Here is a 13,728-nt window from a genome sequence, read left to right as displayed (position 1 = left end):
TCACATTTATCAATTGTCAATTATCAATTATCAATTGTCAATTGAAAGACTTTCTGGGTAGCTTCCTACCTATTTGTTTGATTTTCTTTAAAGAAAACCTCATACGTTTAACCTATACTTCTCTTATTAAACAATAATTTTACTCTAATAAAATTCTTATAAAGTTACCTGATTGTCAGATGTTTAAACATAAAATGTTACAAATGACACAAAATAGTAGATAATATTATCTCTAAAAGTTTGTTTTGTATTGTAAAAATACCTATTTTTGTAGCGAAATTTAATTAAATGTATTTAGCAATGAAAACTAGACTAATGATGTTAGCTTTATTAGTGTTGACTTCAGCAACCCTGTTCAGCTGCAAAAAAGACGATAAAGAGGGAGACTCTAATATCATATTAGAGAAAACGGCTGTCACCCTTAACTTAGGAGGGCAAACAACCGTGAAAGTAACTGCCCCCGACGGTATCCTAAAGCCCGAATCTGAAGATGTAGACGTGGCTATCGCCAATATGGGAAGAGATATTAATGTTATTATTTCTAGCAAAAAAGTAGGCGGTAAAGTAGGTGAAACCCGTGTGAAAATAGAAAGTAAAACTGGTGGAGTTGCCTATATCAATGTAACTGTAAAAGACGAAATGAAAACAGATAGAGGTATAGCCGTTTTGGGTAAAACCGTATTTGTTGATAGAGACGTAGAAGTAGAAGTTACAAATTTGCTAAAGAAATATAATGGTACTATAGATAAAGTAAATATAAGATCTACTTCCACTGCTTTAGCACAAGTACGCAAAGATGGAAATAGATTTTTTGTAACAGGAATAGGCGAGGGACTAACTGGTGAAGTATACTTTGAAGATACTGCAGGTGAGAAAAACGATAAAGGTGAATTTCCCCAAGGAAGTTTTATTGTACACGTACGAGCTCCTTTCCTTGCAGTACAAAGCGGTGAAGTAGGAGTTGGACAAACCAAACGTATTGATTTAGCCAATATCTATAACAATGCCTTTACTTTCGAAGGTGTAAATAATGATATTGCCACTGTTGAGTATGCAAAAGAATTAGACGGTGTAGGAAAAGAACTTTCTAATGGTAATTTTACAGGTATAAAAGTAACAGGTAAAAAAGAAGGTACTTTTACATTTAAACTCACTAATAGCGATGGTGATAACGGTAAAGGTCGTGAACTTAGCCTAACTATTACAGTAAGCAAAGTAGATACCTCTAACTTTATTATCGAAGGAGATGTACTTAAAGGTGTGAAAGCTGGAGTAACACTTACAGGAGCAGTTATTATCCCTGCAAATGTAAAGAAAATAGCTACAGAAGCCTTTAAAGATCAAAGTGTGATGGAAAGTATCAACTTAAATAATGTAGAAGAAATAGAATTAAACGCATTTCAAAGAACTTTCAATTTACGTAGAGTAGAAATGTCTAATGTGAAAATTATAGGACAACGAGCTTTCGATCAAAATACACAATTAAAAGAAGTAGACCTTCCTGCTACTTTACAAAAAATAGGAAGAGCTGCTTTTTCAGGTACAAGCCTTGTAAAAGTAACTTGTAGAGCTACAACTCCTCCTGCTGTTGATAGTAGTTTTGGAGGTATAAGAACTGCTCAAAACTTAGTACTATATGTTCCAGCTTCAAGTATACAAGCCTATAAAACAGTTTGGAGTGGTGAATTAACCTCTAATTTCAGAGGTTTGCAAAATAATGGTTATACACCATTTCCTATCCCATAAGAATTAAATATTTAAAATAATAATTATAAAAAACCGTTATAAGTATAGCTTATAACGGTTTTTTATGTATAATCTTTCAAGCACTCCAATTCTGAAATCAATTGTCCGTCGTGCTACTACTTTTTCTGAGGCATAGTTTCACTCTTTAGCCCAAATTCGCCTCAAATTGTATTTGCCTAATTAAAGTGCCTGCCGTGCTACGGTCGGCCGGCTCAAATAAAAAGAGGCTTCTAACCCCTTAGAAGCCTCTTGAATTTAATAATAAAAAAGAAAACTTAAAAATAAAAATTATGAAAAAAACTTTTTGTTTACAATTACATTCTTGTTTTTATACACAACTTGTAGTTTGTTTATTTCTTTGTTGTTGGTTATGAAAAAGTCTCTTATCTTTTTTGATGGCACAAAGATACGTTAAAAAATGTAACTACCAAAAAATATTCAAAAAAATATGCAAAAAAATATAACTATCGTCGCTGAAATTCTTATTTTACTGTTAATAATTACACACTAAATCTTTAAAAACACTGCGTTTTATCTGTTAAAAAACTGTTTTTAACAGATAAAACGCAAAGAAAATGTTAAAATCCCGAGAATAACGCAAAGAATGTTAAAGTTTTATTTTTGCCCTTTTAAGACAATATTATCTTCTTTAAAATGCCCGAAATCCTTATAAAAAAGCTATTGTGTCACTTTTTTCTTTATTCATTTTAGAACGATAAAAGGATTTAAGTACCTTCTTAATGTTAAAATGAAGGTCTTAAATATTTGTTAATGTAAAAGGAATGTTAAAAGCAAAAACTACCTTATTCCTAAGGTATAGTATTTGTATAATAAAAAAAAGATATAATACACTTTTATTATCCGGATACTTTTCGTACCTTTGCCCTCTCAAATTAAATCATTATGAGTATAACAACAAACAAAACCATTGGCGAAATCGTAGCCGACGATTTTCGCACTGCCGCTATATTTAAAAAACACGGTATTGATTTTTGCTGCAAAGGCGGTCGTACTATCGACGAAGCCTGTGAGAAAAAAGGAGTAGAGAAAAACGCGCTTATTAGCGAGTTAGAAGCACTCCCCAAAGGCAATGGTAACGAGGTCGATGTACGCGATTGGCCTCTCGACTTGCTTGCCAACTATATTGTGCGCATTCATCACCAATACGTGCACGACAAAACCCCTATGCTCTTGCAGTTTCTCGATAAGCTATGTCGTGTGCACGGCGAGCGTCACCCTGAACTCTTTGAAATCAATCGTATTTTTAATGAGAGTGCTCGTGACCTCGAGTCGCATTTTAAAAAAGAAGAAGGAGTGCTTTTCCCTTTTATCGAAAGCCTCGTAAAAGCACAACAATCAGGGCAACCTCTTGGCGATATACCTTTCGGTACGGTAGAGAACCCTATCGCAATGATGATGCACGAACACAGTGCAGAAGGTGAGCGTTTCGAGGAAATAGTAAAGCTTACCAATAACTATACGCCTCCTGCCGACGCTTGTAATACTTACAAGGTAACGTATCAAATGTTGCAAGAGTTTGAAACCGATTTAAATCGTCATATCCACCTCGAAAACAATATCCTTTTCCCTAAAGCTATTGCTTTGGAAAAACAACTTCGTCAAGCGTAGTTTATTATTAGGATTATCAATAAAAAAGAGTTCGGTAAAAATACCGAACTCTTTTTTATTTCAGTTTTAAGTATTTTCCTGTGTAGCTCTTTTTGTTTTTAGCGATTTCTTCGGGCGTACCCGTTGCTATGAGATTACCTCCCTTAGCACCGCCTTCTAAGCCTAAATCTATCACGTAGTCAGCCGATTTTATCATCTCTACATTGTGCTCTATAATAATTACCGAATGCCCTTTTTCTATGAGGGCTTGCAGTGAGTCTAAGAGCTTGCGAATGTCGTGAAAGTGCAAACCGGTAGTAGGCTCATCGAAGATGAAAAGCACCTTTTCTTTACTGTCCGATTTCGATAGAAACGAGGCTAACTTTATCCGTTGGGCTTCCCCACCCGATAGAGTAGAGGAGGACTGCCCCAGTGTTACATACCCCAAACCTACATCTTGCAAAGGTTTTAGCTTTTCGGCTATTTTGGTTTGTTTGTGCTTTTGAAAGAAGGCTATGGCATCATCGATAGTAGTGTTCAGCAGGTCATCTATGTTTTTGCCTTCGTACATCACTTCAAGCACTTCTTTTTTGAAGCGTTTGCCTCCACAAGCCTCACAAGTGAGGTGCACATCAGCCATAAATTGCATTTCTATGGTTACTTCACCCTCTCCTTTACATACTTCACAACGACCCCCATCAACGTTGAATGAGAAATGTTTAGATTGGAAATTCCGCATCTTTGCCAACTTCTGATTTGCAAAGAGGGCGCGAATATCGTCGTAAGCCTTAATATAGGTAATAGGATTTGAACGGGTAGATTTTCCAATAGGGTTTTGGTCTACAAACTCCACACTTTGCAAGTGCTTGTATTTACCCTCTATTTTGGTAAACTGACCGATTTTCTCTCCGCCTAAATCCAATTCTTTCTGAATGGCAGGGTAGAGCAGTTTTTTCACCAAAGTCGATTTTCCACTACCCGATACCCCTGTAACTACCGTGAGCATATCCAAAGGAAAAGTAACATCTATATTTTTAAGGTTGTTCTCGCGACAGCCTACCAAAGTGATGTAGTGAGGCGAAGTGCGTCGCTTTTTGGGTATTTCAATTGTTAAGCGCCCACTGAGGTATTTCCCCGTAAGGGTGTTGGCTTTTAGAAGTTCGTTGTAAGTGCCTGTCGCTACTACTTCGCCACCGTGCGTACCCGCTTCAGGACCTATATCGATGATGTAGTCGGCAGCTTTCATAATATCCTCGTCGTGCTCCACCACAATCACCGTATTGCCTAAGTCGCGCAAGGATTTTAGTACGCTTATCAGTCGTTCGGTATCGCGCGGGTGCAAACCTATACTGGGCTCATCGAGTATGTACATAGAGCCTACCAAACTACTTCCCAACGAGGTCGCTAAGTTAATGCGTTGGCTTTCCCCTCCTGAGAGCGTATTCGATTTTCGGTTGAGCGTTAAGTAACCTAAGCCCACATCGGTGAGGAATTGCAAGCGGTTGTTAATTTCTAAAAGCAATCGTTTGGCTACCTCTTGCTCATAGTCGGTGAGTTTGAGTTCTTTGAAAAAGACTTGTAGTTCTTCAATAGGCAATTCTACCAAGTCCGAAATGCTTTTCCCTGCTATTTTCACGTAGTTAGCCTCTTTGCGCAAACGCTTTCCGTGGCATTCGTGACAACGCGTTTTTCCGCGATAGCGTGCCAAGAGCACTCGGTTTTGTATTTTGTAACTTTTGTCTTCTAACTCTTTGAAAAAATCGGTGAGTCCTGTGAAATACTTGTTACCGTCCCAAACCAATTGTTTCTGCTCATCGGTGAGCTCAAACCAAGGCTTGTGTATCGGAAAATCGAACTTATAGGCATTATTCACCAATTGGTCACGAAACCAACTCATCGTCTCGCCACGCCAGGGATAGATAGCATTCTCGTAGACCGAAAGACCTCTGTTAGGTACGATAAGGTCTTCATCAAGTCCGATAGTATCACCATAACCATCGCATTTTGGGCAAGCCCCATAAGGGTTGTTAAAGCTGAACAAGTGTACGTTAGGCTCTAAAAAAGTGATACCGTCCAACTCAAACCGATTGCTGAAATGCGTTTGTACCACTCCGTCCATTTCTTGAATGTAGCATTCACCTTTCCCTTCAAAGAAAGCCGTGTCTACCGTATCGGCAAGGCGGTGCTGAAAGTCTTCGTCGTGACGCACAATCACCCTATCTACTACCAATTGGAAATTGTCGAGATTCTTAGGCAAGTTGTCTTCCTCAATACGGATGATTTCTTCTTTGTATAGAATGCGTGCATAGCCCTGTTGTAATAGGAGTTTGAGCACTTGCTCTACGGTACGGTCTTTGGGGATACTCACAGGGGCTAAAAGCAACAGTTTTGTGCCTTCGGGATAGCGCATCACTGCATCTACCACATCGGTAACTGTATGTTTTTTCACCTCTTGTCCCGAAATTGGCGAATACGTCTTCCCGATACGAGCAAAGAGCAGTTTCAAGTAGTCGTACACCTCGGTAGAAGTGCCCACAGTAGAACGTGGGTTCGAGGTGTTTACTTTCTGCTGAATAGCAATGGCTGGCGCAATCCCTATGATATTGTCTACTTTGGGCTTGTCTAACTTACCCAAAAACTGACGCGCGTACGACGACAGGCTCTCCACATAACGGCGCTGTCCTTCGGCGTAAAGCGTGTCAAACGCCAATGATGATTTGCCCGAGCCCGAAAGTCCTGTAATCACCACTAACTTATTACGAGGAATTCCTACAGTTATATTTTTAAGGTTGTGCAATTTCGCACCCTTTATAAGTATCTCTTTGGTTTTCATTTGTTTATTTTAGCAGTTTTATATGCGCTTCTAACTCTTCTATTTCTTTCAAATCTTCTAAGTCAGCTTGCTGAGCATCATATTGTTTCCGTTTCACTTCAAACTCGTCATACACTTTTCTCACTATCGTTTTCATTTGTTCGTTGCTCACTGAGCCATTGCCTTTTAGTACTTTTTTATCGTTGAATTCAATAATCCTATCGATGTTCTCACGCCAGAAATCCATAGTAATGTCTTGTCGGTTTTTAGCTCTTAATTCCGCCGATTCCAAGAATACCATTACAAAGCGATTTAAGCTATCAATCTCATCATCAGTAAGGTAATTCTTAGCTATGTAAATATCCCCTTTCCTCACAATGTTTCCCTCCCACGAGGTAAGTGCCATATTGTTTTGCGAAGCATCAGCACGACTGACAATCAATTCAGCAGCCGTTTGACCTGTGATAGCATATAGAATTTTATTTTGAGTTTGTGCATAAAACATCTGGGTCGCCTTATCGGTTTTATCATAATCGCTACTGAGCATAAATAAGTCTCTTATTTTTTGGTAGAAGCGTTTTTCTGAAGCTCTAATGTCGCGAATACGGGCGAGTAATTCGTCGAAATAATCAGGTCGCCCATCGGGGTTTTTCAGCCGTTCATCGTCCATCACAAATCCCTTCACCATAAATTCTTTCAAGTACTGGTTTGCCCATTGCCTAAACTGAACTCCTCGCTTACTGCGTACCCTGAATCCAATCGCCAGAATCATATCCAAACTGTAAAAAGTAACTTCATAATTCTTCCCGTCACAGGCAGTTGTTAAGTAATTCTTAATAACTGAATCTGGAGATAATTCATTATCCTTTAGTATATTAGATATGTGCATACTGATATTAGGAACAGAGGTGTCAAAAAGGTCAGCAAGCTGATTTTGGTTCAACCATACCGAGCCGTCTTTGGCAAAAAGAGAGATTTTCACCTTACCGTCGTCGGTCTTATAAATGATGATTTTTTGTTGTGTGTTCATTGTTTTATCTATCGAGGGGGCAAAGGTACGAAATAATTAACAAATAGGCTAATAGGAAAAATTCTTACTATAGCAAACATACAAAATTAAAAGTTAATATCATTTCTATATATAATTCTGATTTACAGTATTCTTTTGAAGAATGTCTTTGTAAAATCTAAGCAACTTGTTACTAAAATCCGTGAATTAAATGAATCCCTCCGCCAATGCGTTTCTTGTAGCTTGTGCCTCCGAGCTTCTTCAATTAATTTCCTGTTTCATTTGCTAATTTTCTATCTCCCCGTGTGCTTTGCACGGTCTCCCTTTGAAGATAGCCAGCGAGAGAAAGGTATTGTAAGGGGGATATTTATAATCAATAGGTTAATTCAACCCTTGATTGGTATTAGTAACATTCTAAACTCAATCAGTATTCACTTAGTATTCAGTTAATCTTTGGTTAGTCTCCGTTGTAGAGCCACTGTAGAGCCACTGTAGAGCCACTGTAGAGCCACTGTAGAGCCACTGTAGAGCCACTCTTCGTCCATCTATCCTATAAGCTTTGTATAGTCCTCTCCCAAATTAACCATTCACCATTAATCATTAACTATTAGCTAATTTCCAAATTATCCGCTTGCCTATTGTGCTACAACCTCGCACCTTTGGCATATAAATTGCATATAATAAACTAAAAACAAACATATGAAACAGTACATTTTATTATTCTCATTAGTCTCTACAATGGCAATAGCACAAACCCAAACGCCTTCGGTGCAAGTGGTAGGTGAAGGCATTGTATATGTTACCCCCGATGTCGTAAACATCTCTATCAGTATAGAAAGAGAAGGACTTGACCTTAAAAATTTGCGACAAAAAAACAGTGAAGAAGTAGCCAAGGTCTTGGAGACTTTGAGTAAAGAACTGCCAAAGGAAAACTTCCAAACCAGCTATGTTTCACTTTATAAAGACGATTATAACAAGATTAATAAATATCGCGTTTTACAAAATATTACTATCAAATTAGAAGATATTAGCAAATACGATAGTTTGATGAACGCTATTTTTGATGCAGGCGTAAACCGTATCAACAGTGTAAGTTTCGATGTGAAGAATAAAGAAAAGCATTTGCAAGATGCTCGTGTAGCTGCCATTGAAGATGCTCGTAAAAAAGCATTGCTCTATGCGGTAAGTTTAGACCAAAATATAGGCAAAGCCATTGCTGTTAAAGAACTTTCATCAAACTTTAACGATGTACAACCTACTTTCAGATCCAGTAAAGTGAGTTTAGGTAGTAGCGGAGCGGAAGCTAACGACGACACCTTAGCAATAGGCAAAATAGCGGTAGAAGCACAAATAAATGTAGCTTTTGAATTACTCAATAAATAGATATTTCTATGAATACACAAGAAATCATCGCTTATATATTAGTTGTTATAGCAGTGGGCTATCTCGTAAAAACACTTTTTTTTAAAAAGAAAAAGAAAAGTTGTGGAGGAGGAACTGATTGTAAGTGTGGATAAGAATAACGAGATTTTTCTCGGCATTGTAATATATTTTTAAATTGCGCAGCCCCCTTTTTGGGGGCTTTTTTTATCTTTTATTCTTTTGTTTTTATCTTTTTTCTATTTGTTATAGGCTATTTTTCTTTTTATTACTTTCTTAGAGCTTCTTTTTAGCCTTTGATTATGAATATCTTAAAACTCATTAGACGATTTTAAACCTTTTATAGACGATTTTAAACCTCCTTTTTTTCAACTATTTTGTACTTTTGAACCATCAAAACCATACGAAAACAAACGAACAAACAACCATTGTATGAAAAGAAATCTATTTTTATCAGTTCTGTTGTTCTTATTAGTGAGTTGGAGCTATGCGCAACAACGCACTATCCGTGGAACTGTCAGCGATGCTACTACCAAAGAGCCCCTAATGAGTGCTTCGGTAGTAATTAAAGGAACTAGTAAGGGTGTCAGTACCGATATGAGCGGTAAGTATACCATAGAGGTATCGGTAGGGCAAACCTTAGAAGTCTCATTTATGGGTTATGTAACTCAAAATGTAAAAGTAACCGCCAATACACCTTCACCTTTGAATATTGCTCTTGCCGAAGAGCAAAGAAAGTTAGACGAAGTAGTGGTCGTAGGTTATGGCGTTACCAAAGTACGTGATTTAGCAGGTGCTATTACCTCCATCAAAACCAATGATGTAAAAGCAGGGGTAGTAGCCGATATGTCACAGATGTTAAAGGGTCGTGCCTCAGGAGTACAAGTGCGCCAAAACTCACTCGAGCCTGGTGGTAATGTATCTATCCGTGTACGTGGCGCTTCTTCAGTAAGTGCCGATAACGAACCACTTTATGTTATCGATGGATTCCAAACAGATAATATGTCGCAAATCAGTATAGACGACATCGAATCAATCGAAATCTTAAAAGATGCCTCTACTACTGCTATTTACGGAGCTCGTGGTGCTAACGGGGTTATCCTTATTACTACTAAAAAAGGTAAAGAAGGTAGCTTTAATGTAGAGTACTCTAACCAAACTTCTTATAAGAATATGTACAATCCTTGGGATTTGCTCGATGCTGGAGAAACCATAGCACTTACCCGCCGCTTATATGATGAAACAGGATTAGCAAAATACAATCGATGGACAGCTCAACAAGCTACCTATCGCGGTAAAGGTACCGATTGGCTCAAAGAAACCACTCACGATGCCTTTACTGTATTGCATCAACTTTCTGTATCAGGAGGTACTGACCGCTTATCTGCTTTTATGTCAGGTAACTACCTTACCGAACCTGGTATTCTGCTCAATACCGATTATAATCGTTATGGAGGACGCATCAATTTGCAGTACAAGATAAGTCCGAAAGTAAGAGCGGGCGCTAATATGAGTTTTTCCAAATCTAAAAAGAAATTCTTAGATATGGGTACTATCTCTTCTGATAAAAATATTATGTACCGCATTTTTAATTTGGAACCTTGGAAAAACAAAGAAGGATATGATGTTTTTGGCATTAAAGCACGTCGTCCGGCTGTATTCGAAGAAATGAGCGGAGCACAACTCTATCGCCATTTTAATACAATGTATGCAACCGCTTATGCCGATATTGATTTGTTGCCTTCACTTACTATCAATGGTCGTTATACCTATGCTTATGATCATTTAAAAACTGAAAAGTATTATGACCGTTCTACTTCTATAGGTCAGTCTTACAAAGGGCAAGCATTCCTCAGTCACGAAGAAAACGTAAAACACCAAATAGAAGGTGTGGCTACTTATCACCCTAAAATGGAAGGTAAACACGATGTAAAAGTAACCGCAGGTACTTCCTACATTTATCAAAGAGGTAAAGGAGATGAAGTGCAAGCCTATGGTTTTGCTTCCGATGTATTCTCTTTCAAAAATATTGGAGCTGCCCAACACTTAGATTGGATAGGTTCAGGTGAATCCTCTATCAAGAAGGCTTCTGTTTTTGGTCGTGCCGAATACATCTTCAATAACCGTTATATTATCAACGCTTCAGTTCGTGCCGATGGTTCATCAGTGTTTGGTGCTGACTATCGTTGGGGTATATTTCCTGCGGGGTCTATCGCTTGGCACTTAGGAGAAGAGGAGTTTATGGAATTTGCTAAACCTCTTTTCTCCCGTATTAAATTGCGTACTAGCTATGGGCTTAGTGGTAATGATGGTATCCGCTTTGGTTTATCACAATACCAATACTCTGTACGCGATGTGTATATAGGGGGTTCTGAAGGAACTAAAGGTATGTACCCTTCTAACCCTTACAATCCTACATTACGTTGGGAAACTACCGCACAATGGAATGCCGGTATCGATTTAGTGGTTGGTAGAGTAGAAGCCAGCTTCGATTATTATATCAAACGCACTCACGACTTGTTAAACCCTGACCCTATTCACCCTTCAGGAGGGTTCCCTAACTATGTGAATGACGGTCGCCGTTTTGAGTATACCGCAATGATGGTAAACGATGGTGAGATCGAAAACCGAGGTTTTGAAGTGGCTATTAAATCTACCAATATCAATAAAAACGATTTTGTCTGGACTACAGCATTTAACTTCTCTCATAACCGCAGTGAGGTTTTGAAACTAAACAACGGAAAACCTCGTTTTCAATACATACGCCCTCACGGTTCTTATGAAGAAAAAGAATATATGATGCTCAAAGAAGGAGAGCCTCTTAGTGCTATTTACGGTTATGTATTCGATGGCATCCTTCAGCAAGGAGAAAGATATGAACCTCAAATCAAATCTGTGCCTGGTGATCCTAAGTTTAAAGACCTTAATGGCGATGGTAAAATAGACGAAAACGACCGTACGGTATTGGGTACAGGTATTCCTAAAACTATCATAGGTCTCAACAATAGCTTCACTTATAAAGATTTTGACTTTTCTTTCTTTTTTGAAGCCTCATTAGGTGCTAAGATGCTCAATCTTACACGTATCTATTTGGAAGATAACAACCGTTTGGCAGCATCTTCTGACCGTTGGACACGTGCTCACGCTTCTAATAGTGTACCTCGTAATGGTTATCAAAAGAATGACGGATTACTTTATGGTTCTTATGTAAATTCTCGTTTCGTAGAAGATGCCGATTTTGTAAAACTCCGCAACATCGAATTGGGTTATACCTTCAATGGTAGCAAATGGAATATGAAAACCCTTAAAACAATGCGTATGTTTGTAGGAGGTCAAAACTTGCTTACCTTCACTAAATACCAAGGTTTCGACCCCGATATCAGTACCAATGGTAGCAGTGCTATTGCACAAGGATTAGATTTAAACTCTTATCCTGCTTACAGAACCATTAACTTTGGAGTGAAATTAACTTTTTAACACAGAAGGAAAATGAAAACGAATTACAAAATATATACATTAGTAGGTGTTTTAGGCCTATCACTTACTGCTTGTGAACTAAAAGAAGATCTGACTTCTGTTTACAATGCCGATAACGCCTATACTACCGAAGAAAATGCTCAAGAGGGTGTAAATGGTATTTACAGATACTTGAACTCCGCTACTCACCCAAGCACTTTCTACATCAACGACCTTTCTACTGATGACGGGTTCAAAGAAGGTAATGACTTTGAAATCCTGAATAATAATGGTCTTACTGGAAATATTCAGTTATTGTCAAGCTACAACGGCAACTTCCAAATGGTAGGTTGTGCTAATACTGCTATTGACAACATCTCAATAATGCCTGAATCTCGTTTTAAAACTGCCGATAAGAAAGTTGAGCTCTTAGCCGAAGCACATTTTATGCGTGCTTTCGCCTACTATCAGCTCACAAACACTTTCTACCGCGTGCCTCTTATTACCAATGGCTACTATGCTACTACTGCCAATCCTACTTTAGCAACTGTAGAGGAGCTAGAAAACCAAATAGAACAAGATTTATTGATTGCCACCAACAATTTACCTTTAGAATGGAGTATAAATGGAAGTGATGCTGGTCGCCCTACCAAAGGAGCTGCTTATGGTTATTTAATGCGTTTATATATGCGTAAAGCAGGTAGATTGCGCGAAGAAGGAAGTGACGCTACCGCTGCTTGGCAAGCCGCTTTAGTATACGCTGACCAAGTAATTGCTACAGGAAAATACACCCTACTAGCACACCCTTTTGACCCTTTCAACCCTCGCTCCCGTGCTTCTTTGTACAACAGCGAAATTATCTTTGCAGTACGAAGTAGTGAAACTGTACCTTCAGGTGCTTCCGATTTAGCTTTGTACTTTACCTCTTGGGATTATAACAAAGGTTGGGATATTTTCAATGTACCTTTAGAACTCTATTGGCAATTTGATAATAGTGATGAACGCCTAACTCAATTTATAAAAGGTGAATTCTTGAATATCAACGATGCCAATCAGAAATATGTAGCTCCTACCTTAACCCAAATGGGTACGCTTAATAATGAAACTTCAAGTCCTCGTATTACAGAGCTTGCGAATGTGTATACTGATAAGTATTTCTACGAAAAAGCAGGTACTTATAATTATAACACACCTAACAATTTGCCTTTGTTGCGCTATGCTGATATACTGCTCTGTAAAGCTGAAATTCTAAACGAACTTAATGGTCCTAATCAAGAGTCGGTAGATTTGATTAATCAAATACGTCAAAGAGCTTTTCAAGGCACTACTCACAATTATACTTTGGCTAACTTTGCTTCTAAAGAAGAAATGCGTAGTAAATTGTGCGATGAACGTTTGTTCGAGTTCAATATGGAAGGCTTGCGCCGTATTGACCTTATTCGTATGGGATTGTGGAAAGATCGTTTAGATAAATATATGGATACAATCAAACAAAAATTAGAAATTAAACAAACCAATCTCAATGCGAGAAGAGACCCTAATGTAGTAAAAACCCCTTATGATTTAAGCCCTCAATGGAGAGTTTATCCGAAGTTTAACAATCCTCTAAAAGTGTATGATATGCGTCGTTATTATCCTATACCAGGGGTCTATAGCAACAAATATACTGATTTACAAAACAACCGTTCGTTTAGAGAACAATAATTCTTAAATGTAA

At 38.1% G+C, this 13,728-nt stretch carries 8 protein-coding genes; 6 read left to right on the top strand and 2 right to left on the bottom strand.

Annotation, left to right across the window (positions count from 1 at the left end; translation table 11 throughout):
- The first annotated feature begins 288 nt into the window (after positions 1-288).
- Both HMPREF1321_RS10895 and ric read left to right on the top strand, forming a co-directional pair.
- Complete coding sequence (locus HMPREF1321_RS10895) at positions 289-1,746, top strand: leucine-rich repeat domain-containing protein (protein ID WP_009419177.1); 1,458 nt, start codon at positions 289-291, stop codon at positions 1,744-1,746.
- Between the two features lie 903 nt (positions 1,747-2,649).
- Positions 2,650-3,375, top strand: coding sequence for an iron-sulfur cluster repair di-iron protein (gene ric, locus HMPREF1321_RS10890; RefSeq protein ID WP_009422601.1), 726 nt, complete (start codon positions 2,650-2,652; stop codon positions 3,373-3,375).
- Between the two features lie 55 nt (positions 3,376-3,430).
- Here ric and uvrA read toward each other — a convergent pair whose 3' ends face one another.
- Entirely contained in the window at positions 3,431-6,187 is a 2,757-nt protein-coding gene (gene uvrA / locus HMPREF1321_RS10885; RefSeq protein WP_009422547.1) for an excinuclease ABC subunit UvrA, read from the bottom strand.
- A 4-nt stretch (positions 6,188-6,191) separates the two neighbouring features.
- Positions 6,192-7,196: a virulence RhuM family protein gene (locus HMPREF1321_RS10880; RefSeq protein ID WP_009422627.1), complete on the bottom strand. Its 1,005-nt coding sequence runs from the start codon at positions 7,194-7,196 to the stop codon at positions 6,192-6,194.
- 678 nt (positions 7,197-7,874) lie between these two features.
- Between HMPREF1321_RS10880 and HMPREF1321_RS10875 the strand changes: the two genes are divergently transcribed.
- The 4 genes from HMPREF1321_RS10875 to HMPREF1321_RS10865 all read left to right on the top strand — a co-directional run bounded on the left by HMPREF1321_RS10875 (position 7,875) and on the right by HMPREF1321_RS10865 (position 13,715).
- On the top strand, positions 7,875-8,558 hold the full coding sequence (locus tag HMPREF1321_RS10875) for an SIMPL domain-containing protein (RefSeq protein WP_002675347.1): 684 nt from the start codon (positions 7,875-7,877) through the stop codon (positions 8,556-8,558).
- Between the two features lie 8 nt (positions 8,559-8,566).
- Positions 8,567-8,692: a FeoB-associated Cys-rich membrane protein gene (locus tag HMPREF1321_RS11780; protein WP_002675350.1), complete on the top strand. Its 126-nt coding sequence runs from the start codon at positions 8,567-8,569 to the stop codon at positions 8,690-8,692.
- Positions 8,693-8,987: 295 nt separating this feature from the next.
- A complete protein-coding gene (locus tag HMPREF1321_RS10870) occupies positions 8,988-12,032 on the top strand; it encodes a SusC/RagA family TonB-linked outer membrane protein (protein ID WP_009422549.1) in 3,045 nt (1,014 codons plus the stop codon).
- A gap of 12 nt (positions 12,033-12,044) precedes the next feature.
- On the top strand, positions 12,045-13,715 hold the full coding sequence (locus HMPREF1321_RS10865) for a RagB/SusD family nutrient uptake outer membrane protein (protein ID WP_009422577.1): 1,671 nt from the start codon (positions 12,045-12,047) through the stop codon (positions 13,713-13,715).
- Positions 13,716-13,728: the final 13 nt, after the last annotated feature.

The sequence above is a fragment of the Capnocytophaga sp. oral taxon 412 str. F0487 genome, from assembly GCF_000271925.1.
GTDB lineage: Bacteria > Bacteroidota > Bacteroidia > Flavobacteriales > Flavobacteriaceae > Capnocytophaga > Capnocytophaga ochracea.
This window is presented reverse-complemented; position numbering and strand designations above follow the sequence as displayed.